Source organism: Streptococcus marimammalium DSM 18627, assembly GCF_000380045.1.
In the GTDB taxonomy this organism is placed as follows: domain Bacteria; phylum Bacillota; class Bacilli; order Lactobacillales; family Streptococcaceae; genus Streptococcus; species Streptococcus marimammalium.
Genome location: NZ_KB904339.1, coordinates 1 through 26,812, shown reverse-complemented (window position 1 = coordinate 26,812; position 26,812 = coordinate 1). Strand labels below are relative to the sequence as shown.

General features: G+C 33.4%; 26 protein-coding genes and 2 pseudogenes. 6 read left to right on the top strand and 22 right to left on the bottom strand.

Annotated elements, in window-relative coordinates; genetic code table 11:
* Window positions 1-93: 93 nt before the first annotated feature.
* The 9 genes and pseudogenes from A3I1_RS0100140 to A3I1_RS0100100 form a co-directional block, all read right to left on the bottom strand.
* A complete protein-coding gene (locus tag A3I1_RS0100140; RefSeq protein ID WP_018369286.1) occupies window positions 94-1,128 on the bottom strand; it encodes an aldose epimerase family protein in 1,035 nt (344 codons plus the stop codon).
* A gap of 125 nt (window positions 1,129-1,253) precedes the next feature.
* A pseudogene (locus A3I1_RS07635) lies at window positions 1,254-3,716 on the bottom strand (pullulanase); the annotation flags it as partial.
* 137 nt (window positions 3,717-3,853) lie between these two features.
* A complete protein-coding gene (leuS, locus tag A3I1_RS0100130) occupies window positions 3,854-6,355 on the bottom strand; it encodes a leucine--tRNA ligase (protein WP_018369284.1) in 2,502 nt (833 codons plus the stop codon).
* A gap of 186 nt (window positions 6,356-6,541) precedes the next feature.
* Window positions 6,542-7,030: a hypothetical protein gene (locus tag A3I1_RS0100125; RefSeq protein ID WP_018369283.1), complete on the bottom strand. Its 489-nt coding sequence runs from the start codon at window positions 7,028-7,030 to the stop codon at window positions 6,542-6,544.
* On the bottom strand, window positions 7,027-7,650 hold the full coding sequence (locus tag A3I1_RS0100120) for an ATP-binding cassette domain-containing protein (protein WP_018369282.1): 624 nt from the start codon (window positions 7,648-7,650) through the stop codon (window positions 7,027-7,029). Before A3I1_RS0100120 ends, A3I1_RS0100125 begins: the two co-directional genes overlap by 4 nt.
* Window positions 7,647-9,629 (bottom strand): ABC transporter permease, encoded by a 1,983-nt coding sequence (locus A3I1_RS0100115; protein ID WP_018369281.1) that lies wholly within the window; start codon window positions 9,627-9,629, stop codon window positions 7,647-7,649. Before A3I1_RS0100115 ends, A3I1_RS0100120 begins: the two co-directional genes overlap by 4 nt.
* A gap of 522 nt (window positions 9,630-10,151) precedes the next feature.
* The gene (locus A3I1_RS0100110) at window positions 10,152-10,622 is read right to left on the bottom strand and encodes an NUDIX hydrolase (protein WP_018369280.1); all 471 of its coding nucleotides are present in this window, start codon (window positions 10,620-10,622) and stop codon (window positions 10,152-10,154) included.
* A 208-nt stretch (window positions 10,623-10,830) separates the two neighbouring features.
* On the bottom strand, window positions 10,831-11,373 hold the full coding sequence (locus tag A3I1_RS08565; protein WP_233275087.1) for a hypothetical protein: 543 nt from the start codon (window positions 11,371-11,373) through the stop codon (window positions 10,831-10,833).
* A 462-nt stretch (window positions 11,374-11,835) separates the two neighbouring features.
* Window positions 11,836-12,042: a hypothetical protein gene (locus tag A3I1_RS0100100; protein ID WP_018369279.1), complete on the bottom strand. Its 207-nt coding sequence runs from the start codon at window positions 12,040-12,042 to the stop codon at window positions 11,836-11,838.
* Between the two features lie 437 nt (window positions 12,043-12,479).
* On the opposite strand from A3I1_RS0100100, the pseudogene A3I1_RS08655 reads away from it, so the two are divergent.
* Window positions 12,480-12,806 (top strand): annotated as a pseudogene (locus A3I1_RS08655) (IS982 family transposase); the annotation flags it as partial.
* A 160-nt stretch (window positions 12,807-12,966) separates the two neighbouring features.
* Here A3I1_RS08655 and A3I1_RS0100090 read toward each other — a convergent pair.
* The 7 genes from A3I1_RS0100090 to rpsF all read right to left on the bottom strand — a co-directional run bounded on the left by A3I1_RS0100090 (window position 12,967) and on the right by rpsF (window position 15,958).
* Entirely contained in the window at window positions 12,967-13,188 is a 222-nt protein-coding gene (locus A3I1_RS0100090) for a hypothetical protein (protein WP_018369277.1), read from the bottom strand.
* A 45-nt stretch (window positions 13,189-13,233) separates the two neighbouring features.
* Entirely contained in the window at window positions 13,234-13,413 is a 180-nt protein-coding gene (locus tag A3I1_RS08420; RefSeq protein WP_026216703.1) for a hypothetical protein, read from the bottom strand.
* A gap of 286 nt (window positions 13,414-13,699) precedes the next feature.
* A complete protein-coding gene (locus A3I1_RS08465; RefSeq protein WP_051069666.1) occupies window positions 13,700-14,200 on the bottom strand; it encodes a hypothetical protein in 501 nt (166 codons plus the stop codon).
* An 82-nt stretch (window positions 14,201-14,282) separates the two neighbouring features.
* A complete protein-coding gene (locus A3I1_RS0100075; RefSeq protein WP_018369274.1) occupies window positions 14,283-14,804 on the bottom strand; it encodes a transcription repressor NadR in 522 nt (173 codons plus the stop codon).
* Window positions 14,805-14,910: 106 nt separating this feature from the next.
* Window positions 14,911-15,150, bottom strand: a complete 240-nt coding sequence (gene rpsR, locus A3I1_RS0100070) for a 30S ribosomal protein S18 (protein WP_018369272.1) — start codon at window positions 15,148-15,150, stop codon at window positions 14,911-14,913.
* A gap of 32 nt (window positions 15,151-15,182) precedes the next feature.
* Window positions 15,183-15,656, bottom strand: coding sequence for a single-stranded DNA-binding protein (locus A3I1_RS0100065; RefSeq protein WP_018369271.1), 474 nt, complete (start codon window positions 15,654-15,656; stop codon window positions 15,183-15,185).
* Window positions 15,657-15,667: 11 nt separating this feature from the next.
* Complete coding sequence (gene rpsF, locus A3I1_RS0100060; RefSeq protein ID WP_018369270.1) at window positions 15,668-15,958, bottom strand: 30S ribosomal protein S6; 291 nt, start codon at window positions 15,956-15,958, stop codon at window positions 15,668-15,670.
* A gap of 170 nt (window positions 15,959-16,128) precedes the next feature.
* On the opposite strand from rpsF, the gene A3I1_RS0100055 reads away from it, so the two are divergent.
* A complete protein-coding gene (locus A3I1_RS0100055) occupies window positions 16,129-16,587 on the top strand; it encodes a hypothetical protein (protein ID WP_018369269.1) in 459 nt (152 codons plus the stop codon).
* 83 nt (window positions 16,588-16,670) lie between these two features.
* A complete protein-coding gene (gene mutY / locus A3I1_RS0100050; protein ID WP_018369268.1) occupies window positions 16,671-17,834 on the top strand; it encodes an A/G-specific adenine glycosylase in 1,164 nt (387 codons plus the stop codon).
* Between the two features lie 18 nt (window positions 17,835-17,852).
* On the opposite strand, the gene trxA is transcribed toward mutY, so the two are convergent.
* From trxA to srtB, 5 genes are all read right to left on the bottom strand, one after another.
* Complete coding sequence (trxA, locus tag A3I1_RS0100045) at window positions 17,853-18,170, bottom strand: thioredoxin (RefSeq protein WP_018369267.1); 318 nt, start codon at window positions 18,168-18,170, stop codon at window positions 17,853-17,855.
* A 71-nt stretch (window positions 18,171-18,241) separates the two neighbouring features.
* Complete coding sequence (locus tag A3I1_RS0100040) at window positions 18,242-20,569, bottom strand: endonuclease MutS2 (protein ID WP_018369266.1); 2,328 nt, start codon at window positions 20,567-20,569, stop codon at window positions 18,242-18,244.
* 100 nt (window positions 20,570-20,669) lie between these two features.
* A complete protein-coding gene (locus tag A3I1_RS0100035; protein WP_018369265.1) occupies window positions 20,670-21,215 on the bottom strand; it encodes a CvpA family protein in 546 nt (181 codons plus the stop codon).
* Entirely contained in the window at window positions 21,215-21,526 is a 312-nt protein-coding gene (gene zapA / locus A3I1_RS0100030) for a cell division protein ZapA (protein WP_018369264.1), read from the bottom strand. The genes A3I1_RS0100035 and zapA overlap by 1 nt, the downstream gene beginning before the upstream one ends.
* Before the next feature lie 73 nt (window positions 21,527-21,599).
* Window positions 21,600-22,451, bottom strand: coding sequence for a class B sortase, LPKTxAVK-specific (gene srtB / locus A3I1_RS0100025; protein ID WP_018369263.1), 852 nt, complete (start codon window positions 22,449-22,451; stop codon window positions 21,600-21,602).
* 151 nt (window positions 22,452-22,602) lie between these two features.
* On the opposite strand from srtB, the gene rnhC reads away from it, so the two are divergent.
* From rnhC to recD2, 3 genes are read left to right on the top strand one after another with little or no spacing between them, the layout of a single operon-like run.
* Complete coding sequence (rnhC, locus tag A3I1_RS0100020) at window positions 22,603-23,499, top strand: ribonuclease HIII (protein ID WP_018369262.1); 897 nt, start codon at window positions 22,603-22,605, stop codon at window positions 23,497-23,499.
* A gap of 24 nt (window positions 23,500-23,523) precedes the next feature.
* Window positions 23,524-24,114, top strand: a complete 591-nt coding sequence (gene lepB, locus A3I1_RS0100015; RefSeq protein ID WP_018369261.1) for a signal peptidase I — start codon at window positions 23,524-23,526, stop codon at window positions 24,112-24,114.
* 56 nt (window positions 24,115-24,170) lie between these two features.
* Window positions 24,171-26,549 (top strand): SF1B family DNA helicase RecD2, encoded by a 2,379-nt coding sequence (gene recD2 / locus A3I1_RS0100010; RefSeq protein ID WP_018369260.1) that lies wholly within the window; start codon window positions 24,171-24,173, stop codon window positions 26,547-26,549.
* 56 nt (window positions 26,550-26,605) lie between these two features.
* Here recD2 and A3I1_RS07625 read toward each other — a convergent pair.
* A partial coding sequence (locus tag A3I1_RS07625; RefSeq protein WP_033376115.1) for an LPXTG cell wall anchor domain-containing protein occupies window positions 26,606-26,812 on the bottom strand: 207 nt, incomplete at its 5' end.

Sequence of the window (26,812 nt, the reverse complement as noted above, 5' to 3'; positions counted from 1 at the left end):
TCTCTTTTTTACATCTCCATAAATAAGTCTTAATGGTTACTTTATTTTCCAATATATTCTCCAATCACACTAGTCTCAAATATTTTCTAACAATTATATTTCTTTTGTGTATGAAAAAGTAATGCTATGTGTCACTGTTTCTCCTTTTTTAATAATAGTATTACCAAAATCTGGATGGTTTATGGCATCAGGTAGAGTCTGAGCTTCCATAGCGATACCTTCATGTTTTTTATTCTCTAAACCATTATCTCTTGCAAAATAAACATTATCTTCAGGGAAGTTAAAGCTGTAAATTACAATAGCATTTCTATCTGAATAGATTGAAACAGTATCATGACTGTCTTTATCTGTTAAGATGGCAATTGGTTGGTTGTCTGTTGCTTCAACAATAAAGGCATCGTCAATACCACCAGTTGCTTCAATTGCAGGAACAATTGGTTTTGCAATTCTAAAATCATAAGGTGTATTTGCGACTTCTTTTTTCACTCCTGTTGGAATGAGATTATCGTCTGATTCAAGGACATAATCCGCTTTAATCGCTAGCTCATGACTTGATAAATCTTGCTTATCACTAAGATTGAAATAGACATGGTTGGTTGGATTAAACAAAGTGTCTTTTGTAACATCTGTCGCGGTGTAAGAAACGGTTAACTTATTTTCATTATCTAGTAGGTATAAGGCGGAAACTGTCATATCACCTGGAAAATCATCGATTTCTTCTTTAGCATGATAGATGAATTTAACACCGATTGTGTCCTTATCTTCAACCAACTCATAATCCCAATGTTGACGATGAAAACCATTTGGTCCACCATGTAGTGCGTTGCCATTATTATTTTGAGCCACTTGATAATCTTGGTCTGAAATACTAAATTGACCATTTTTGATACGTCCTGCCACACGTCCAATAGACTGACCTGCAGCAATACCGTTTTGATTGTAGTGACTTGGTGTATCAAAACCTAAGACGATATTTTTCTTGGTACCATCTACTTGAGGGACTAAAAAGGCTTGCCAAGTAGCCCCTAAGGTTATCAGATGTGCTTCTACACCATTATCATTGATAAGTCGAATTTGAGTGACTTCTTTATCTTTAATTGTTTCAATCACTTTTGTTGTTATTTCCATAGTAATCTCCTTCAAAAGTTATAACTATTCTTATTGTACAACTTAATATATTAAAAGTAAACGTTTTCTAGTCTTCATTTAAAGTCCCATCTTAGATCACTAAGATGGGATATTATTTATTAATATTATTTTATATCAATTCTGCTTGCTTTTAGTCTGAAGACAGTAGCTGTTAGTGGTGCCAAATGAACCGCATCTGTTGTTATATCGACACCAAATGGTTGGCTAATAGGTGTTATTCCTGCCATTTGACCATCTACAATAATATCAGCTTCAAGCAGGTGCTTATAATCATCTGATAGGACAAATTGACGTTTTTTGGTATCTGCATTAATAAAGACGGCATAAATATCACCATTTGAGGCAATGGTTTGATAAGCAATCACCAAATCTTCTGCTTTGATGTCATTTTGATTTGGTTGAGTAATCAGACTGACTTTTTGATTAATGTCTGCCATCGTTTTAAGGCTAAAGGCATCTGTCGAACGTCTTAAAGCAATTAATCCCTTAGTATAGACTTGACTCAGTGTATGTTCTGGATAAACTTCTTTATTCGTTGCTTTTTGCCAATCAAATTGATTAATAGCATCCGTTGAATCATAAGAATCATGGATGAAATAAGGGTATTTGAAAGGATCACCCTTCTCATCCACTAAGAGATGAGCTTTACTTGGTACCTTACCATTTGCTACTGGTTTTTCATAACCTACTCCTAGGAATTGTTTGGTACGGCCATATTCTTGACCAGAGTGAATAAATGGTGTTCCTTGTGATGTTAATACTAAAAGATTTCCAATACGTAGGCGTTTTTGTATCTCTTGTAAATTTTCAGCAATAGCTGGGTCTTTTTTAATGGATTGAGCAATAATATCAAACAAGGTTAAATTATCATGGGCCGCAATGTATTGAATCACATCTCCCGGTGAGTCTGCTGTAAAATTACTTGGTTGTGCCTTAATATTGTTAAAGAGCTGTTCAATACTTTTAGCACCATTTGTAAGAAATGCTGGTTGTCCTTCACTTGGAAAGCCAGATTTTAAAAGATTTCTGATGTCATCGGAAAAAACTGCAACCGTATCTGTTTGACTCATCCATGTTTGATCAGCTGGTTGAAGTGGTTTGTTTTCATCACCAACAAACGTCAGCCATCCTTCTCCTAGCATGATAATATTAGGATTTAATGTCTTGGCTTCCAAATAAGCCATCTCAATAGACTCTGCATCATGGTCACCCATCATATCAAAACGAAAGCCATCAACCTTAAACTCATCGACAAGATATTTGATAGAGTCGACCAAAATACGACGACTCATGTGGTGAGTTGTCCCCAGACGACCTCCTCCAAAGCTGGTTCTAGGTGAGCCATTAGCATCCATAAAGTGATAGTAATTGGGTTCTAAATCTTCAAAAATAAAAGTTTTAGCTGTATGGTTATAAACCACGTCTAAAATGACTCCCATCCCTCGTCTATGAATTTCATTAACGAGGTTTTTAAATTCAGCGATACGAGCGAGCGGATTATTTGGTGTTTCTGAATACATGCCTGTCAAAGCAAAATAACTTTGAGGATCATAGCCCCAATTGTAATTGGTATCACTTGAAGCATAGTCGCTTAAACGATTGCCATTTTCTAATTCATTAGCAATGTAATAGCTCATAATAGGCAAAAGTTGTACATGAGTGACACCAAGATCTTTGAGATAATCTAATTTTTCAATAAAGGCTGAAAAAGTCCCAAATTGATGCTTTAATCCATTAGAAATAGATTCATCTGAAGTGAAATCACGAATATGTACTTCATAAATAATGGCATCTTCTCTTGTTTTAAACCCATCAATTTGAGCATATGTCAGTTCTTTTGGTCCAACTTCAGAAGGATCAACAAAGGCAGCTTTGGCCACTCTATAAGACGGATCTTTTTCAGCTAACTCACTATTCCAAACAGCTAAAGATTTGGCATAAGGGTCAAGCACGAGAACTTTATCTTGTCCTCTGGTGATTTCATAATGGTAATAATAACCGCGATAATCACTGATATTTAGAGTTGTTTCTACCCTTAATTGGACGTGCCATTCCCCATGTTCACCTTTTGTCATCGCAACTTTTCCGATACGGTTTACTTGATTATCTTTATCATAAATAACCACATCAACCCCATCAGCACTTGGTGACCAAAGCGTCATATCAACAACTTTCCCGTTTTCTTTAACCTGAGCTCCTAAGGGACCATCATAGCGGTAAAGACTATCTTTTAATTGCCAGTTCATTGCTGTTTCAAAATCATTATCATCAAAGTGAATAGTATAAGGTGCTCTTGTTTGAGGAAATTCTCCCATCAAGCTCACAATTTTTGTTTTTTCATCAATCAAGATATCTGACAATGATAGTATTTGTTGTGACGCATCAGTGACTGAAATATCTACAAATAATCTTTCTTTTGTTATACCATCTAAAGTGGTAAAAATGATTTCGATAGTGTTTAAACTTGTGTGTTGTGCTTCAATCATACAAATGTTATTTACAAAGCATAGTTTTGTTAAAATAGTTCGTTCCCTATCTTTTACAAAATTCTGCATTTGCCCTTTCATTAAGATAAAAATTTTGATTACTTTAACAAATTAATTATATGTCACTCTTACTAGTATACTCTTTTGAAAAAAGTTAAGCAATCGGTTGCATAAACTTTTTTACAAAAGTCTAACTAAAAATGTTAGACTTTTGATTCTTATTTGACAACAATATTGACCAATTTATTTGGTACAGCAATCACTTTAATAATTGATTTATCAGCAATGAGTTCAGCAATCTTGTCATCTGATTTAGCTAGCGATTCTAATTCTTCACGGCTGGTATCTTTAGCAATGATTAATTTAGAACGAACCTTGCCGTTAATTTGAACAACAATTTCAATCTCATCTTCAATCAATTGTTTTTCATCATAGGTTGGCCATGATTCATAAGAAATCGATTGACCAGTTGGATTGATGTGTTGCCATAGTTCTTCTGCCAAGTGAGGCGCAAATGGTGCTAGAAGCTGAATAAAGCCTTTAGCATCATCAATGAAGAGTTTTTCTTCTTTATTAGCAGCATTGACAAAAACCATCAACTGAGCAATAGCAGTATTAAATTTCAAGCTTTCAATCTGTTCTGTCACTGCTTTAACTGTTTCATGGTAAACCTTGGTCAATTGCCCATTGTTTTTAGTCGTTGTTTCTTTTGTCGTAAATAAACGATAAACACGGTCTAGGAATTTACGACTTCCTTCAAGACCATCTTCTGACCAAGCAATACTAGCATCAAGTGGTCCCATAAACATCTCATACACTCTAAGTGTATCAGCACCGTATTTTTCAATGACATCATCAGGATTGATAACGTTTTTAAGTGACTTAGACATTTTAGCTGGACCTTGCTCGAGTTCTTCTTTTGTTTCAAGATGATAGAAGAGTCCATCTCTTTCTTCTACCTTATCAGTAGCAACAAGGGCTCCTCTACTATCACGATAGCTTGTCCCTAGAATCATTCCTTGGTTAAACAATTTTTGGAAGGGTTCCTTGGTTGGAACTACTCCAATATCATAGAGGAATTTATGCCAGAATCGTGCATAAAGGAGATGGAGCACAGCATGTTCTGCCCCACCAATATAAACATCAACAGGTAGCCATTGTTTCAATAATTCTTCATCGGCCAGCTTCTCATTATTGTGCGGATCAATATAACGGAGATAATACCAGCTTGATCCAGCCCATTGTGGCATGGTATTGGTTTCACGGCGCCCTTTAACACCGTCTTTACGTGTCACACTTAACCAGTCCGTCAAGTTGGCAAGTGGGCTTTCACCAGTTCCACTAGGTTTAATATCATCAGTTTTTGGAAGAACAAGTGGCAATTCCTTTTCAGCAATAGCCGTACTAGTGCCATCTTCCCAGTGGATAATTGGAATAGGCTCACCCCAGTAACGTTGACGACTAAAGAGCCAGTCACGCAAACGATAACTAATTTTTTGAGAACCAATTTTCTTGTCTTCAAGCCAAGATACCATCTTTGTAATGGCTTCTTCTTTTCCAAGACCATCTAAGAAGTCAGAATTGATATGAGGACCATCCTCTGTATAGGCAGCTTGGGTGATGTCCCCACCTTCAAGAACAGGAATAATATCTAAGTCAAACTGTTTGGCAAACTCAAAGTCACGTTGGTCGTGAGCAGGAACTGCCATAATCGCACCTGTACCATAGCTTGCTAGGACATAGTCAGCAATCCAGATAGGCATTTCTTTCCCGTTGACAGGATTAACCGCATAACTTCCAGTCCAAACACCTGTTTTTTCTTTGGCCAAATCCGTTCTAGCCAAATCAGATTTCAAACTGGCTTGTTTTTGATAAGCTTGAACAGCTTCTTTTTGCTCACTTGTCGTAATCTTATCAACCAAGTCATGCTCAGGAGCTAAAACCGCATAAGTAGCACCAAACAAGGTATCAGGACGAGTAGTAAAGACAGTGAACTCTTGTTCTGTATCTTTAACCTTAAAGGTAACATTGGCACCTGTTGATTTACCAATCCAGTTACGTTGCATGTCTTTAATGGATTCAGGCCAATCAAGCTCATCCAAATCGTTAAGAAGACGTTCTGCGTAGGCAGTGATTTTAAGCATCCATTGACGCATTGGTTTGCGAACAACAGGATAACCACCACGCTCAGAAGTGCCATCAGGCAAGACCTCTTCGTTGGCAATAGCAGTTCCAAGCTCTTCCACCCAGTTAACCGGTACTTCTGCTTCATAAGCCAAACCTTTTTCATAGAGTTTGGTGAAAATCCATTGCGTCCATTTGTAGTAGTTAGGGTCAGTCGTATTGACCTCACGATCCCAGTCATAAGAAAAACCAAGAGCGTTGATTTGACGCTTGAAATTGGCAATATTTCTTGCTGTAAATTCAGCTGGATCATTACCTGTGTCGATGGCATATTGCTCAGCAGGCAGACCAAAAGCATCCCAACCCATAGGATGTAAGACATTGTAACCTTGTGCTCTCTTATAACGACTCAAAATATCAGTAGCCGTGTAGCCTTCGGGATGTCCAACATGGAGCCCCGCACCACTTGGGTATGGAAACATATCTAACGCATAAAAACTAGGTTTATTTTTATCTGTTCCCGTTTTAAATGTGTGATTCTCAGCCCAATAGGCTTGCCATTTTTTTTCAATATCCTTGTGATTGTAATATACCATAGTATTCTCCATTAAATGTAGTGTTTTTATTATAGCATGTTTTTGTGAATTTTTTAAATCAATTATCAAAAAAACACCGTTTAACACGGTGCTGGTTTTTAGGGTTGGAAGTGATTTGCTTAATTCCTTCATATGGTGATTAAATGTTTTGACTAACAAGCCAAAATCAATCAAGCAGATAGTCCTCTACTTCTTAAAAGCATCATATAGTTTTCGATATAATTCTTTCTTTTCGTTTTTTTGTGAATTAAACCCTTTTTTGCCATAGTCAAAATCTGCTATCACAAATCCTTCATCATCATTAGAAAAAGTTAAAAATTCTATTCCAATTAGTTTATTATTCCTAGAATCCTCTATAGTCTCCTCTATATTATTATTAAATTGTTGAACTTCTTCCTCGCTTACTCCAAAACCCACAGCAGCTGTATTTTCAATGATATTTGAAAATATTTCTTCTGAAGAGGCTGCTTCTTTTACCGTTATTAGGTAGATAGCATCTTTAGTTTCTAATTGTTTTACTTTATTCCATTTTTCTGTGTCATCAGGGGAGATAGTATAGACTGTTAAATCTACCGTGGGTTTAGGATTTTCTGTTTTTAAGAATTGTTTTCCAACTAAAAAAATGGCTAGTATTCCAATTATTAATACCAAACTAATAATAATTTTCTTTTTCATATCTCACTCCCTATATCTTTCATATCAATGATAAAATCAACTTTGCTATATACAGCTGGATCATGTGTTGCTATGATAACATATTTATCTTCGGCTGTTTCGTTCAATAATAAATTAATGATTTCTTTTCCAATCTCACCATCCAAAGCCCCTGTGGGTTCATCTGCTAAAATAACTTTACGTGGCTTCATTAACATCCTTGCAATCGCCACACGCTGAGCCTGCCCTCCAGATAATTCATAGATTTTCTGATTTAAATAGTCACTAGAGAGTCCAACTTTTTCAAGGACATCAGATATTATTTTTTTGTCTTTATTGATGAGTTTCAAATTATCATATACAGTCTTATTTTCTATTAAAGAATAATTCTGGAAGACATAGCCAATAATATTTTTAAAGAATGTTCTTTCTTTTGTTTTCCAAATATCTTGTTCATCCACCAAAACAGTGCCACTGTCAATTTTCTCTAGTCTTCCTATAATATTAAGTAGTGTACTTTTACCTGAACCAGAGCCTCCAATCAGTGCGTAGCTTTTCCCAGCTTCAAAGGTTAAATTTAAATCTGTAAATACCTTTTTTGAACCAAATTTTTTTGTGACATTCAAAATTTCAATTGTCATTGTTCATCTCCTTTTAAAATTTGAGTGTATTTTTCCGATAATTTTCTAAAACTCATTATTGTTGAAAAAATTAAAACTATTAAAGAAACAATGCCAATATATAATAGCTCTATTTGACCTGTCATGATAAATGTCAATAGAATAACCATTGTAATAGTGATAATAAAATATTTGAGACTTGATATTGCTATACGTGTTTTTGAAAGACCTAAAATGATTTTTTTAACGTAGTCATTTTGTTTTAAAGAAATAAATAATTGAGCATACTGATAAATTAGTATAAATACAATGCCGTAAATAATCTTCTGTAGGATTTGTGAAAGAAAAATTTGGTGTTCTAAGGATCGAATATTAAGTTTCACAATTTGGTAAACGTCTACTGGATTAATTGAAAAATTTGAATTAACACTCACATCATTAATTTCCTTTATCGCTTCAGGACTAAAAAGTGAATTGTGTACTATGTTATCGGCCAAAACAAAATCTCCGTTTTCTATCATTTTATCAGTATCTAACACAACTACTATATTATCTTGGCTATCTGCTACACTTGTTAAAGGTGAAAGGTTTTTATTTTCATAATAATTGTCCCCATTCTCATTGAAATAAAAAATTTTTTTCCCATTAGGAATGACTTGTACCGTGAGATTTTCTTTCGTATAGTTTGTTCCTCTAAATTGTTCTGCTACAACTGTATTCTCAATTGATGTCTTATTCTCTTTATATTTATCGGGAATATAGATTGTTGCTACCTTATCATCTAAAACTTGATAGTTTGTTCCATTCACTTTATTTTGTACATTAGCACCAGTTTGATTGATATAAATCAGCTCTTTGTTTACTTCTGGATTTGTTATGCCATCACTTTTTAATTGTTTAGAAAAATCTTCTGTAGAATCAGATGATTTCACATAATCTGGAATGTATGCAGCGGATGGTTGGATATATAAAAAATCTAATTTTTTTAAAGCTTTGGCTATGTGTAGATATAGTGGGTCAATTTCAATCAGTTCTCCATTATTAACAGAGTGATCTTCAATCCCCAATAGATCTAGCCTCTTCCAATTTTTAACTTTATTCCAAGGCTCTAAATTATTTAGCTGTATGTTTATTCTTGATTGACTAATCTTTGTTTCTTGTAAAAAAAATCCTGAGACAACGATTATAGTAGAAATAACGACAAGCCATACGATAAAAATAAGTTTATTTTTTGCCTTGTTTTTAATAATTTCAATAGGTTTTTCAACCTTAATAGTCAGCCAAAATAAAACAAAGGTGATGATGTCAATGATTTGAAATAGTATAAAATTAGTTAAAAGCATAGAGAAAAATAACTTTGAACTATAGGTGAAGAAGCCACCACCCAAAAAAGAACTATAAGAAATCATCAACAAAGTAGCAATAACCAGTTCAAAAGCAAGAGAAATGAAGTAATCTCTTTTTAGATTATATATGGGTAATCCTAAAGAACGTCTGATTATTCCTTCTTTAATCTGCCTTGTTCTAACAACAAATAAAACAACTAACAAGGTTAAGTAAATTGATATCATCAACAATACCCTTAATGTCCCAGTGAATTGTAACATTCCTCCTATATACCAGGGGTAAGTCATATAGATTGTTTGTAATCCTGAGTTCTCAAGTGTTTTTAAACTATTTGAATCTATTTTCCCTAGGGTATAATACATGCCTGTTGTCGGTAAAGACTTTAATTCTTCATAGTTTGCATCATCAAAATTTATATAAGTCAACTGACCCGAACTTTGAACTATCGGCTTGTAAATTTTAACTTTTTTCGTTTTTGATAGGTTACTGATTGTTTGGTATATTTCGTTATTAGAAAGGTTACTTTCCCCTTGAATCGAAAAGGCTCCATCAATTGGTAAAGGTATCGGTTCTTGACTATCACTGATACTGACAAGACCAATTGTAGCCATTAAACAAAAGAAGAATGCAATAACAGATAATTTTAATTTCATAAACACCTACCTATATTATAAAAGGCCCTAATACATTGGGCCTCTAGCTTTCATCAACTATTTTTAAAATCTAAAATAACTCCAATGTGCATTTAATCAAACATTATTCCGACTTTATCATTAACCTGATATTGTCTATCCATATTTTTTAGAATCGGATGACTTAATATCCCTCCAAAATTAGTGACTGAAGATTTTGAACCAATACTATTTGGAGACTTAATATAGTCATTAGAATAGCCATAGTTGTCATTTATATCATCATTTTATTCATCAATAATTGGATATAGCTAAAAAAAATTAATAAACTTACAATAAACAAAAATATAATACCATATTATTGTTATAATAGCAATCCACTATCCAAGTCAAAAAACTACTAAGAGATATCTTCTAGTAGAATATGTCATACCTTTATTTTTTATCTTCTAATTTCTTTTTTCTAATTATAAAAACAGCACCATTTAACACAGTGCCGATTAATTAAATTTAAAATGGTTTATTTGGTTTATCTGATAAACCTCAATGTCCCATATCAAAACGATTGTTAAAATACTCATCCAACATTAATCTGTGCTTAGCTGACAATGAATCAAGTACCATTATTTCATCTTTTGAAAAATAACGAAGCGATAAAGTTTCTTCATTATGAAAATGAGAGATATCTGGCTCTGAGAGGCTTCTTAAAGCATACAAAAAGACAACCGTTTGAACTTTGTCACCGTTTGGATAAATCTCTTCAAAGTTGGTATAGACATTGAGTAAACGTGTGGGCTCAACAGCAATCCCTGTTTCCTCTAAAAATTCACGTTGACAAGTTCTGACAGTATCCTCACCAAGTTCTTGAGCTCCTCCTGGAATACCCCAAATCTTTTTATCAGAACGTAGTTGCAAAAGAACACGACCATTACGATCAGCTAAAATACCGCCAGCAAAGGTTAAGATAATCTTATCATGTCCTACTTTTTCTCTAATATAGTAGATATAATCCATTAAAACCTCCAAAAATAACTATTCTGTCTAACAGTCAAAGGAATATAAACACAAGCCAAAAAGTAAGTGGCTCTTTTTAAGTTTATTTATATCAAATAACAAATGCTATATCTTTCCTCTCTAATTAAAAGTAATGAAAATATACTAACTAGATAAAAATTCTATGCTTGGGAGCTAACAATTGTAGCTAAGAATAATTTATTCTAAGTTAATCATTGTAATAGACATCAAGCAATAGTTGTTGAATTTCCGCAATAGCAAATGATAAGGGTAAATCTCGTTTTCCAAGCAAGCCATCTTCAGTATCTTGTCTAACAAGAGTAAATGATGGATCATTAGAAAAAAGACTATTGAGCATTTTTCGATATCTCGTGTGCTTTTCACCAACACTCAGGTATAAATTCAATTTGATAACATCAAGCATACCATAAAAACCCATAGTATACCCCTTGTCTTTTAATCGCTCATCTTCAATCCGTTCAATTTTTTGACACATCTCTTCTGATAAATATTTCTTAATTAAGCTAATATAAGATAAGGCAATAAAAGGAGCATCATTTTTTGAATTGAGTTGCCAGATAGCAGAATAGTCTTCCAGATTAAACTGGCAATCTTTCTTTGTTTCTAGAATTGTTAATACTTTTGATTTAAGTAAAAATAATTGTTGATATTCCGTTTTATATAACTTTTGAATCAGTGCGATAATAAGAGAAAATGGAATCAAGAGTAGAGCTATAAAATTTCTGTACATAGAGGTAAACAAAATATAATAACCTATAAGTGAACAAAAGTATAATAGAAAATAAACTCTGAAAAAAAGCTTAAATGATTTTGTTTTCTCATGCCAAATGGCTATTCCAGGACTAAAACCAAGCACTTGATTAAAATGAACGCCATGATAAATTTTTGATCCCAGTTTAGTCATCAATAAAAAATAAAAATAGATAGGTTTTGTCCTAAAAAAACAACAGTTATTAATAAAATTACTGTGTGTAAACATTGAGAAAATATGTAATATAAAGGTCCCATTAAAATATACTGTATAATTGTTTTTCTGGGATCACTAGCCAAATCCATTTCCATAAAAAATGGTGCACCCAAAAAAATAGCACTTAACAACACTAAGAAAATCAAAAAAATGCCAAAAATATTGTTTTTCATTAAAAAACCATCCATCTAAAATTTAAAACAAAAGGACAAACGAGCAGTTCTTTTATTCTTTATAAAAATATTTTCTATACACTCTTGATAATACCAAAGTTAAAGCCAATATCATACCAAGAGCCATAATAATAGAATTTCTTAGATTGATTTTAGTAACTCCAATCACTAGTCCAATAATTGGACTAGTAGACATCATTAGATATAATAAAAATAACAAAAAATGAATTTCACCAATTCCTGCAAAAAAATGTTTCATTTGAAAATAACCTCCTCATTCCACTATTTATTTAAACGTGCTAATAATAAAGTTAGCACCATTCTATTTCTTAGTCAAAGATAGTGTAAAATCAGTGTAAATATTCTCAAATCACCCGTAAATTCCTAATATAGAAATACAACAGTTATCGCAATTAAAATATTATTTTTTTAAAAAAATTTTACATAAATTATCATTGCTATGATTAACAGAAAAAATATGATATTTATCCAAAGAATATATTTTTTTATTTCTTCACTAACATGATCATATGCTAAAAAGTTGCGGCTGAAATTAATAGACATACAAAAAAGATAATGACAAAAATTTTTTCAACTTCAATATTCATATTATTATTACCTCAAAGCGTTTAGGTTGGAATCTCTTGGATTGACATCATTATTAGCCAAAATCGTTGTGATAGCATCACCAATTGATATCAACGTTTTGTCCCAATTGAAGTTAGAAATAGACGAAATATCCACTTACAAAAGCAGCCTAATGCGGTTCTTATTGCTAGCTATCTCTGGGTAATTTAAGAAGGCTGTCGAACTGCGAGTGCTATTTACCGCGCCATTCGCCACAAACTCTTCCCTGACAATTTCCCGGAGCGCTCTCGATTTTGCCGTATCTGCCAAAATCTTGCTCAAAGCATTCAGCGTATGCGCTATTTTCTGGTCTTAGACCTGTGTCAAACATGCTCTTTCGGTGTGATTGACAGTTTTCCTTGTACTTTGTGCCATCCCATCCGCAACCTGCCAGCACTCAAATTTAGGACAGAGGCGATATTATTTAACTATTCTCTTATGCTTGAAAGCACCCATAATGAGTTTGCGTGAGTTTGAAATATTCCCATTCTTATGTTTCATTAACTAGCACAACAGGTAGATTAGTATATAAAGAAATATTTTTATGTCAGTCTTATTATAAATTGCTATTTTTTTGTCGTTTCTTCCAAAAAATTGATAGCAGATTAACACCACTTAACGCAATTAATATTTCAATTGGCAAAAAGTAATAGTCCCAGATAAAATGAGTAGCAATTAATGATAGGAACACAGCAAAATCAAAATAGCTATTTTTAATGCGTTCTGAAAGTTTATGATAGATAAATGCAAGAACAATCGAAATTAGAATATTCTTCATAAAAATTCTCCTATTTGTTAGTAGCAAATTCTTTAGATGCTCAAATTAATACTTTTTCATTCTTATCAATGGAAAAATTATTAAAACTGCTCCTAAAATAAACAGAACCAACTCTAAAAACTGATCATTTGGTTTAATGATAGGAATCAGATACATACTCACTAGGACTAATAGTGCTCCAAGTAATGCAACTACTAGAATTACTTTCTCACCCAGCTTCATCATATTTCACCTACCATTTCTCGGATGTTTATCTTTTTAATCTTTTAAACAAAGCAATTTCTCTTTTTCTCTAATGAAGATAATTTTAATATTCTTTATTAAATTTATGAGGTTATCTACTAATATCATTATAGCATCAAAATAAAATTTATCATCAAAAATTATTCATTTTTCTTTTAAGATAGTAATTTAGTAGGAGAAATTTTCAATAACCTTTTGAGTGTAATACCTTAAATGAACTTAAATCTTAATAAAATTAAAACAGCACCGTTTGACACGGTGTTGTTTTTTATATCTTTTTCTTTGTCATAAAACTCCAACAAATTCTTGCTAGGTAAAAATCTATCGTCCCATGAACTAGAGTTCCAAAACCGACCAACCAGAGCATAGTAAACCAGTAATGGGTTTCAACTTGTGAGCCTGTTGTCATCACGATAACGACTAAAAATTCTGCTAAGCCATGGATAAGGTTAATAATTAAGGCAAATAGCAAGGTTGTTGTTGGTTTAGCAAATGTAACTATGCGTTTTTTGATTAAAACTGCCCCTATGCTTGCAAAAATGACATGGGAAAGTGCTCTAAAAACAATTACTATTGGAAAACCCGCCATAAAAAATCCTAGCGTACTGCCCAATGATACAAAAATTGCAATGCTGGGTGAGATGAACATGGCGATAAAAATAGGCACATGGCTGGCCAAGGTAAATGAAGCTGGTCCAATAATGATCTTGGCTGGCATAATGATGGGAATAGCAATAGCAAAGGCTGTTAATAAGGCACTCAGGGCCATCTTTTGAGTTCGTGTACTGTTCACTTATTATCTCCTTTAAGTTGATAACAAGTATTTTATCATGTGTCTTGACACTTGTCAATTATGTTAATAAAATATTTTCCTTTTTAAGTTGTTCAAGAATCTTATCACACATTTCTTTTGATGGACAAGAAATAGTATGATTATGGATGCCATTTGTCAAATGACTTAATAAAGTACCTTGATTCTCTTTGACTTGTTGGGTGAAGTATTCTATGTCATCTTTTGTGACAATATTTAATGTCGCTGTTAGAATACCATAAAGCGGGTGTTCAATCTCAACATCCAATATTTGACCGCCTCCACTGACAATGATTTCCAATTCTTTTACTAGTTCTTCTTCTGAATGTTGACAGGCTATTTTTTTAATGTATTGAGCCTTTAACTTTGGTAGATTATTAACCATCAGATAGCCTCTATGAGTCGCCATAATATCAATATTACTAGCTCTTAATAAGGCAATATCTCCAACAATGACTTGTCTACTAACTCCTAATTCTTTTGCTAGTTTTGTTGCAGAAATAGGTGAGGTACTTTCTTTTAAAATAGTTACTATCTGATCACGTCTTTGACTTGCTTTCATTTGTTTTTCCTTTTCTTATCACATGGTCTTTTAAAATGACTTGTAGCAATGATTTTCAAAATAATGATAACATAAAAAAGAGATAGCATAAAGCCATCTCTTATTATTAATCTTCAGTAACGAAAGGCATAAGTGCCATAACACGTGCACGTTTAATTGCAGTTGTTACTTTACGTTGATTTTTTGCTGATGTTCCTGTCACACGACGTGGAAGAATTTTTCCACGCTCTGAAACGAAACGGCTAAGTAATTCAGTGTCTTTGTAATCAACATATTCAATTTTATTAGCTGCGATATAATCAACTTTTTTACGGCGTTTAAAACCGCCACGACGTTGTTGAGCCATATTTTTCTCCTTATATACTTTTAATCATCCTCTTAGAATGGTAAATCATCATCAGAGATTTCAATCGGATTGGCATTACCAAACGGATTGTCATCTCTTGCGAAATTAGGCGTTTGAGCTTGTGAAGTAGGTTGTGAACTTGCTGGTGATGGATTGAAACCACCGGTATTTACACCCTCACGTGTAGCACGACTTTCCAAAATTTGGAAACTGTCAGCGACAACTTCAGTCACATACACACGCTGACCTTGTTGATTGTCATAATTACGCGTTTGAATACGACCAGTAATACCAAGTAAAGTCCCTTTTTTAGCCCAATTAGCCAAATTTTCTGCTTGTTGGCGCCAAATAACAACATTGATAAAATCGGCATCGCGTTCACCATTTTGATTTTTAAAATTACGGTTAACCGCCAAAGTAAAAGTTGCCACAGCTTGATTACTTGGTGTGTATCGAAGTTCTGCATCTTTGGTCATACGACCTACTAGTACTACATTATTAATCATAAACTACCTTCTTATGCGTCAAGTTTAACAATCATGTGACGAAGAATGTCACCATTGATTTTTGAAAGACGATCAAACTCTTTAATAGCAATATCGTTTTCTGCTTCAACAGTAACGATATGGTAAAGTCCTTCACGGAAATCTTGGATTTCGTAGGCAAGACGACGTTTTTCCCAATCTTTTGATTCAACAACAGTTGCACCGTTGTCTGTCAAGATAGCGTCAAAACGTGCTACTAAAGCAGTTTTTGCTTCTTCTTCAATGTTTGGACGAATAATATAAAGAATTTCGTATTTAGTCATTGATTTTTCCTCCTTTTGGTCTAATGACTCATGATCTTTGTCATGAGTAAGTGAGGGATACTCACAAGTCACTATTATACAGGATGCTTGCTTATTTTGCAAGTAAAATATAGTCCTTTCCGTTGAAAAATGTTATAATAGTTTTAAAATAAAGGAAAGATTTGATAATCATGACTGATAAAAAAATAAACATTAAACGATTTAATGTAATGACTTATATTTGGCAATTTTTTGGTGCTTTTATTGTTTACAATATTATTTTTGGAATCCTTTTTGATGATTTTGAAATAATTGATGATTTTCCAGAACGATTATCGGGATTATTTGCTGTGTTTACACCTTTCGTTTTATTACTATCAAAACAAGCCAATGCCATCACCCAACTTGAGCAACGATTAGCATCCTATAACAGCAATATTATGATGACGGAAGATCAGATTCGATTACTTAAAAAAGAAGGTGACAAAGAAGCGTTAGAAGATGCAACAGATAAACTCTATCAGTACAAAATATCTTATAACGAGACTATCGAATCATATAACAGTGCCATCAATCTTCTTCCATTTAAGCTTTTAAAATATATTCTAGGTCATAAAGAAAAAAGTTATTTTTCTGATTTTGACTTCTAAATAGCCTAAAAGATGATGTTGTCATCTTTTTTTGTTAGAAGTATCAAGTTTTTAAAAAAGAAAGGTTTTATTAAAATAAGCTTATGTTAGATTTAAATGATTATGGCATTAAGATGTGGGATGAGGAAAAAATAATTTCTTTTAGAAGAACACTTTTAGCTTGGTATGACGAAAATAAGCGTGATTTGCCTTGGCGTAGAACTAAAAATCCTTATCATATTTGGGTGTCGGAGATAATGCTTCAACAAACACAAGTTGTCACAGTTATTCCTTATTACACTAGGTTTTTAGAGTGGTTTCCAACCATCTCCGATTTGGCTAAGGCTCCCGAAGAAAAAATCTTAAAAGCTTGGGAGGGTCTTGGCTATTATTCACGCGTTAAAAATATGCAAAAGGCCGCCCAGCAAATAGAAATAGATTTTTCTGGTCAGTTTCCTAGTCACTATCAGGACATTCTTAAGCTAAAAGGAATTGGTCCATACACAGCTGGTGCGATTGCAAGTATTGCTTTTCAAGAGCCAACTCCTGCTGTTGATGGCAATGTGATGCGTGTCTTGGCACGTCTTTTTGAAGTGAATTACGATATCGGTGACCCCAAAAACATTAAAATATTCCAAGCTATAATGACTCAATTGATTGATCCAGTTCGGCCTGGTGATTTCAATCAAGCTTTTATGGATTTAGGAACAGATATCGAATCAGCTAAAAATCCTCGTCCAGATGAGAGCCCTATTCGATTTTTTAGTGGTGCCTATCTCCATGGTACGATGGACAAATATCCTATTAAAAAACCAAAGAAGAAACCTCGTCCCATCTATCTAGAAGCTTTTATTATTCAAAATCAAAAAGGAGAATACCTTCTTGAAAAAAATACTCAAGATAAATTATTGGCTGGATTTTGGTCTTTTCCTATTCTTGAAAAAGAAGTTGTTGAGACACAACTTGATTTATTTGAGACTGAAAACTCTAAAACCGTAGATTTCAAATCTCAAAAAGAGAATTTTTTAGAGAAATATCCTTTAAAAATCACTTGGGGTAATCAAACATTTCCCCTTGTTAGACATGTTTTTAGTCATCAAAAATGGGAAATAGATTTGATCGAAGGAATATCTTCATCAGTTAGTCTGTCTTCTGACAAGGTTCTTATTTGGTTGTCAGAAAAAGAATTTCCTGATTATCCCTTTGCAACACCACAAAAGAAAATGTGGCAAACCTATCAAAAAATTAAATTAGAAAAAAAGAGCTAGATTAGCTAGCTCTTTTTATTAGTTGCTTAATTCTGCAACAATTGCTTTGATTTGATTTTTATTATGAACACCAGCAACTTGTTTAACTACTTCTCCATCTTTTTTAAACATTAAAGTTGGGATACTCATAATTCCAAATTTTTGAGCAGTTGCTGGATTTTGATCGACATCAAGTTTCACAATCTTAAGCTCATCTTCAGACATTTCTTCAGCAATTTGATCTAAGATAGGTGCTTGCATCAAACAAGGACCACACCATGTTGCCCAAAAATCAACAAGAACAAGTCCTTTACTTGTTTCATCTTCAAAAGTTGCATCTGTTACTACTTTAACCATTTTAATTCTCCTTTATTTTTGTACAGTACTATTTTACAGTAAAATAATCACTTTGACCACTATTTGATACGCTAACCAAAATTAACGATAGTAACACCTGAACCACCAGCGTTTTGAGGGGCATAACTAAAGCTTTTGACATGCTTATTGCGCCTTAAATATTTGCTCACCCCTTCACGAATGACACCTGTTCCAATCCCATGGATAATGTCCACTTGAGCCATATTATTTAACAGGGCTTGGTCAATAAAAATATCCAGTTCTTGCATAGCTTCTTCATAACGCTTTCCTCGTAAATCAAGGCGGGCTTGTGGTGAATGATTACCCATTTTTTTTACAACATGTACTTGTTTTTTTGTGGTTTTAGCTTTGTCTTCTTTAATCAGATTAAATTCATCTTCTGATAAAGTCATTTTGATTAAACCAATTTGTGCTTCCCAGCGACCGTCTTTTAATTGATTGGTTAAGGTTCCACGCTGACCATAACTAATAACGATAATATCATCACCCATACGTGCTGCACGCGCTTTTTTCACTTTTTTTAAGACCTTATTTTTTGAAAGATCTGGTTCAGGAACTAATTTTTTCAACTGGGTTTTAGCTTCAATAATTTCATGCGCTTTTAGTTGTGACTTATCATGCAGTTGTTTTAGAATGGCTTCACTTTCTGAAAGAGCCATATCCACAATCTCTCTAGCTTCTTCAATCGCTTTTTCAAGTTCTTTTTCTTTTTCGTGATTAAATTCATTGTAAAGTTTTTTTACCGCACGATTAAACTTGAGGTTTTCTTGTTCAACCTCTTTAATATTATCTAAGCGACGTCTACTTTCAATGGTTTGTTGCTCCAATCGTTCAATGATATTGTTGACATCATTGTCTTGATTGGTCATTTGGTTGGCTTTTGAAATAATGATTTCTGATAAGCCTAGACGTCTTGCAATTTCAAAAGCATTTGAGCGACCTGGGACACCCTGCATGAAATGATAGGTCGGACTTAACGTCACAATATCAAACTCCATACTAGCATTTTCTACATTATCAGTCTCAATACCATAGGCTTTCAACTCAGGATAATGTGTTGTTGCCATGGTTTTTATGTCTGACAAGCGTAAATGCTCTAAAATGGCGATAGCAAGACTGGCCCCTTCTTGTGGATCTGTTCCTGCCCCAATCTCATCAAAAAGCACTAAGGACTTATTATCTGCTTGGTTCAAGATAGAAACGATATTAGTCATATGACTTGAAAAAGTTGAAAGACTTTGTTCAATCGATTGCTCATCACCAATATCAGCAAAAATCTGATTGAAAATAGTCACCTTACTACCTCTATCAGCCCAAACAGGCAAACCTGATTGTGCCATTAGCTGTGCTAGTCCTAATGTTTTTAACATAATCGTCTTACCTCCAGTATTTGGACCGGTAATAACAATTGTATTTAGTTCCTTTGTGAAATGGATATCATTAGCTACAGGATTTTCAATCAAGGGATGACGAGCATTTAAAAGAGTTATCGAATGATCAGTCGTAATCGTTGGGATACTTGCTTTATATTCAGCCATATAAAGGTATTTAGCTCTTAGAAAATCAAGATGCCCAATGAGCCAAGCATTGTTTCTAATCTCAGAAACATGGTCTCTAAGCATGGCTGAGAGTTGACGTAAGATATTAACCATCTCATAGCGCTCATCTGCTCTAGCTTGTGTAATTTCTTCATTTAATTTGACAACAGCTCGTGGTTCGATATAAACGGTATTGCCAGAAGCAGAAATATCATGGACAATACCAGAAATACGATTTCTAAAGGTGTTTTTAACGGGTAATACACTTCTGCCATTACGGCTGGTAATCAAATTTTCTGATAGTAAATCACCTTGATTTTTCAGAATTTCTTGTAGAGTCTGTCTGACTTGACGCTCCACTTGTTGAATAATTCTTCTAATTCTTGTAAGCTCTGGACTGGCAAAATCTTCAATAAACCCGGCATCATTAATAGCTTCAAGACTTCCTTGAAGAACAGGAAAGGGATTAATCTTATTAAAAAGATCCTCTAAAAGATTAAGAGGTACATTTTCTAAATCATTGTAAAATGATTTGAGTTCTGATGAGATTTTTAATATTGTTTTAACTGCCAATAGCTCTTGGATATTAAGGTCAGCTTCTAATTCTAACCTTTTTAAACTATGTGAAATGTCCTCAGTAGAACCTATTGAAAAACCTTGTGAGTTGGTGAAAATGTCTACTATCTCTGAAAGTTCTGAAAAACTTTTTTCAATTTTTTCACGATCACTACTTGGTGCTAAATGAAGTAGTTCATCATGACCCTGTTTGGTTTTTAAAAAAGACTCTATTCTTTTTTTAACTTTATTAAATTCTAAATCGTCTAATATTTTTGTATTCATGCTTATATTATAGCAGAAAAAGCTGTCCTTTCTATTATTAATGATTAACCACTTCTTTTTATTTTTACATGATTACCAATTAAAAAAGCAAGGAAATTCCTCACTTTAGTATGTTTGTTACCCACAGCATTTTAATCAGAAATGCTGAAGGAAAGAATGTAATCAACAACTTAGTCATTATCTCTTTTGAAAGAATGTTTTGGATAAATGAAACTGGAATTGTTGCTAAAATGCTTAATGCCATGTTGAAAAAGAGCATGGTTATTAAAACAGACAACGCACCACCAACACAGTTATAGGTTAAAGTGTCAAAGGAGTCCAAATCTATTAGATTCACGAAAATACCCAGTAACCGAAAAACTAAATAACTAGCAATAAAAATGCTTAAAAAAGCAACTCCTGCATAATAGACCTTGTCCAAGTCAAAAACTGCAACATCTTTAAAAAATAAGATGTTAACATCCTCAGAAGGATTAGAATATGGCACCCAAAGAGTAATTGCTTTTGCTAAAGGTTTGTAATATAAGGTACTGATAATTAGCGAAATAATAGTTGCCAAAAAATAATAGCCTTGAAGAATAATCCCACGCGAGTACCCTAAATAGAAATGCCAAGCCAACAACAATAAAATGATAAGTGATAACATTAGTAGTCGTCACCTACTTCATTAGCATTGATTTTTTCTTGCAAGTCACCCATATACTTGCCACGTAATTCTTCTAATTCTCTTTCTTTTTTGTCAAATTCAATTTCTCTAACTAATTGTTTTGATAAAGTATTAATAGCCATCAAAATAGCCACTGTTTCATTGTCGGCTTGTGGTAGCTTTTGTTTAATAGCTTCATACTTTTCTCTAGCAACACGTTCAACTTCTTCCATAAATAAATTGTCTTTGTCTGTTGTTAGTGTTAATGACTTGTCTCCAAAAGTAAATTTATATCGATTTTTATTATCCATACGTCACCTCTTACATTTTATTATAACGAATTTTAAAAATTTGACAATCTCAAAGCAATATTTTCAAATAGATTCATCTTGTTGGCATATAGGTTAATCTCTCTTTGTTTTTTACCAAAAATTCTGGTAATTCAGTATCTGGAATTTGTCTTAGATATAAGTTTGACCTGATGGACTTATCTTCTTCTCGACAGGTTGAAAGTACTAAATAACGATCTGAAGCATTGATTTCAATAGCTTCATTTTTAACAATAGCCTCTTTTTGAACCTCTCTTAGTTGCTCTAAAAAGACATGATCATTTTCAAAACTAGTTCTATAAAAACTAGTCGTTTCAGGTACAATAATCATAAAGGCCGCTTCATAGTAATAATAACGTTCAGGTGTTTCGATCACGAAATAAGGATGTTCATTAAAATAAGTTTGGTTGTCATAAAAATTAACATCGTTAAACATTCTATGATCAGAAACGGTACTTCCTCTTGCATGACCAAATAACCAAGTCAAACGATCTTGAAAATTTGGATAATTATCCTTATCCATAAACACCGCTCCCATATAAGGTGAATACTCCCCAGTAATAGTCTGTTCCAAGTATTTATAATTATCTCTCGTATGAAGTACCGGCTCATCAAGTTGCGTTCCTGGAGCGTAAATATAAGCGATCACTTCTTGATTAATCTCTTTCAAACTCGTAAAACGTTGCCTTAATTGCTCTTTTTCAGCCTCACTCAAATGATAAGTTTCTTTTGGTTTTGACGATTCAACCTTTTTTTCCTTAGAAATCGTTGTTTTTGTTGTTGATTCTTTTGAATCATTCTCCTTTTGAGAATTGATTTGAGGTAAAAAGACAAGCAAAAATATGATAGCTAAAACACTGATTGCTATACTATATAATAACCATTTTATTTTTTTGTTTTTAATCATAATCTTATTATAACGTTTTCATTCAATAAATTAAAGCAAGGCACCCTACATTATCTACTAATTTAATATATTTTATAATAATCACTGTGATTTTATTATTTTTTGAAAGTCTGTAAGTCCTAAAAAAACTTTTTTATGATAGAATAACTATATGGATACAATTGTCATTCAAGTGAATGAGACAGAAGAACTCACTAAATTAAGAAAAAAATTAGCTCACTATCAGATTAATAGCAATAATCCTTATATTTTATTTGCTGCTAAAAAAGAGGGGATTAGTGTTTCCATTTATACCTCAGGTAAGGTAGTCTTTCAAGGGAAAAAACCACAACCATTGGTAAAATCTTTAGGATTTCCTGTAATGAAGGAACAAAAAACAATATCTAGCAACCAAAATATTGCCATGATTGGCTCAGATGAAGTTGGTAATGGCTCTTATTTTGGTGGTATTGTTGTTGTGGCCAGTTTTGTGGAACCAAAGGATTATTCTTTCCTTAAAGAATTGGGGGTCGATGATTCAAAAACCTTGACTGATTACAAAATTAGAGAAATAGCTCCTCTATTACAAGAAAAGATACTGCATAAGTCTTTACTGCTATCTCCAAGTAAATACAATGAGGTTGTTGGCCAGGGATTAAAACACAATGCTGTATCAGTCAAAGTAGCACTTCATAATCAAGCTATTTATTTGTTATTGCAACAAGGTGTTAAACCTAAAAAGATTGTTATCGATGCCTTCACTAGTCAAAAAAACTATGAAGCCTACTTATCAAAAGAACAAAACCGCTTCTCAAATCCTTTAATCTTTGAAGAAAAAGCTGAAGGAAAATATTTGGCAGTTGCTGTTAGTTCCATTATTGCACGTTATTTATTTTTAAAAAATCTTGATGAGCTTGGAGAATCAATTGGTGTTAACCTACCGAGTGGGGCTGGACACCAATCAGATCAAGTTGCTAGTGAGATTATCAAAAAATTTGGCTTATCTACCTTAAGTCACTTAGCAAAATTACACTTTAAAAACACTGAAAAAGCTAAAAATTTAATTTAATTTTTAGAAGAGAAAGGGATATTAATGAAACATTTTATTAAAGAATGGGGAGGATTTATCCTCTTTATGACACTATTTTTCCTATCTTGGTTATTTTTATGGGCCAATGTTCTTGTAGATGGACACTCTATGGATCCAACCTTATCAAATGGTGAACGATTATTTGTTGTTAAAGTTGCTAAGATTGATCGTTTTGATATTGTTGTGGCTAAAGAAAAAGGAAATAAAAAAATTGTTAAACGAGTCATTGGTGTTCCTGGAGATATTATAAGCTACGATAATGATGTTTTAACTGTAAATGGTAAAATCTTTGATGAACCCTATCTTGAGGATTACCAAGAAGCTTTTAAAAAAGATAAATTACAAAAAATATACTCTTATAGTACTCTCTTTAAAGAATTAGCCCTTAATTCTGAAGCTTTTACCACAAATAATGCTGGAAAATCAAACTTTAGTATCACTGTCCCCGAAGGTCAGTACTATCTTCTTGGTGATGATAGAATTGTCTCTAAAGATAGTCGTGAAGTGGGAACTTTTCCAAAGGACTCCATCATTGGTGAAGTGAAGTTTCGCTATTGGCCACTTTCTAGAATTGGCACATTGGATAACGATTAAAACACGGTGAGCCGTGTTTTTCTCTATCATCAATTTAAAAATTAATTGAGGTTATGATGACACATTTTTTTTCTGGAACAGTCACACGAGTAATCTATGACAATCCAACTAATTATTTTAAGATTATCCTTTTAGAAATTGAAGATACTGATAGTAACTTTGATGATTTTGAAATTATTGTCACTGGTGTTATGGCTGATATTTTTGAAGAAGAAAACTATACCTTTTGGGGAGAACTAACCAAGCATCCTAAATATGGTGAACAGTTGAAAATGTCACGATATGAACGTGAAAAACCTTCAAAAGCAGGACTTATTAACTACTTTTCTAGCCAACATTTTAAAGGAATCGGTAAAAAAATTGCTGGAAAGATTATTGCTCTTTACGGAGAGGATCCGATTGATAGTATTTTGAAAGATCCTTCTCATTTGGATACGATAAGCGGTTTATCAAAAGTCAATAAAGAAGCATTTCTTGCAAAATTAAAAATCAACTATGGGACAGAACAAATTTTATCGAAATTAGCAGAGTATGGTCTAAAAAATCAAATAGCTATTCAAGTCTTTGAAGCCTATAAAGAAAAAACCTTAGACATTATCACTAAGAATCCCTATCAATTAGTGGAAGATATTAAAGGGATTGGTTTTAAAATGGCCGATCAGCTAGCTCAGCAACTTGGCGTGTCTGATGATTCCCCTGAGCGTTTTCAAGCAGCTATTTTACATGCCTTACTTGAGACGTCTCTTGAGACGGGTGATACCTATGTTGAAGCCAAACTATTACTTGAAAAAAGCCTATTGCTTCTAGAAGAAGCACGCCAAACACCCATTCCTGGGGCTGATGTTGCTAATGAACTTAGACAGTTATTGATGACTGGAAAAATTCAAAATAGTGATACCAAAATTTTTGATAATAGTTTATTTTTTGCTGAATCAGGTATTAAAAAACATATAGAACGGATCTTAGATAATTCTCCTTCACTACCTTTTCCAAGTGTAGAGGCGATTAAAGAGGAAATTAAAAAAGTTGAATTAAGCCATCATATGACTTATGATGACAGTCAAAAAGAAGCTATTGAAAAAGCTTTAACGAGTAAAATTTTCTTTCTGACCGGCGGACCTGGAACAGGAAAAACAACCATTATTAATGGCATTATTCAAAGTTTTGCTAACCTACATGAACTGTCTCTTTCTGATAATAACTCTCCAATTATTCTAGCCGCACCAACAGGTAGAGCTGCTAGACGTATGAATGAGTTGACTGGATTACCTAGTGCTACCATCCATAGGCATCTTGGTTTAAATAGTGATAACGATTATCAAATCCTTGATGACTATCTAGATGCCCATCTGATTATTATTGATGAGTTTTCTATGGTTGATACTTGGCTTGCCAATCAATTGTTTTCTGCTATTTCATCATCAACGCAAGTGATTATTGTGGGCGATAGTGACCAACTGCCTTCTGTAGGTCCTGGACAAGTCTTGGCAGATTTACTAGAGATTGATGATTTTCCCAAGGTTAGCTTGAAAAAGATTTTTAGACAGTCTAATCAATCAACCATTGTTGATTTAGCCAGCAAGATTAGAGAAGGTGTTTTGCCAAATGATTTTACTACGAAAAAAGCTGACCGAAGTTACTTTGAATGTCAGACACCTTTTATTTTGGAAAGTGTAGCAAAAATTGTTTCTGCCGCTCTTAAAAGTGGTATTGTTGCCAAAGACATCCAAATTCTTGCCCCAATGTATCGCGGACAGGCTGGCATTACTCATCTTAACGAATTACTCCAAGAATTAGTTAATCCTTTGAATGACCAATTAGAGTTTTCCTTTAATGACACTCGTTTTCGAGTCAATGATAAGGTTCTTCATCTGGTGAATGATCCAGAGAACAATGTCTTTAATGGTGATATTGGTTATATTACTGAATTGATAGCTGCTAAGTATACCGAATCCAAACAAGATGAAATGACCATTAATTTTGATGGTGTTGAAGTGACTTATGCGCGTAATGATTGGCATAAATTGACTCTTGCTTATGCGATGAGCATTCATAAAGCTCAAGGAAGTGAGTTCCCAGTTGTTATTTTACCAATAACACAACAAAGCAGTCGTATGCTACAACGAAATCTCCTTTATACTGCTATTACACGCGCTAAACATAAGCTCGTCATGTTGGGAGATTTTAGCGCCTTTCAATATGCCACACAACACGTAGGCAACCAAAGAAACACTTTTCTCATTGAACGCTTTAAACCTGAAAAAATGACAGAGCAAATAACTACTGAAAATCAAGTCATATCCGATAAAACAGTAGAATCAAGTTATCAGACAGATGATAGGCAACCAACAAGATTGACGGAACAAAATTTATTGACCATTGATCCTATGATTGGTCTTTCACAGGAAGATTTTGATTATTTTTTCAAATCATAAAAAAACATATCAGTGATATCACTGATATGTTTTTTTTGGAGAGAACTGATTAGCAATTATAATTCATTCTCACGTCTTTTTCTGCCATAGCCATATAAAGCTAGTGACGATAAAGCTAATATGGTTCCTAATACTGCTGAGTCGGAATTATCACCAGTATTTGGTAAGCTCTTAGCTGTTGTTGAAGAAGTTTGGTCAACTTTCTTCTCTGACATACCTTTATCCTTATTACCTGCTTTACTACTCATTGGCATTAACTTGCC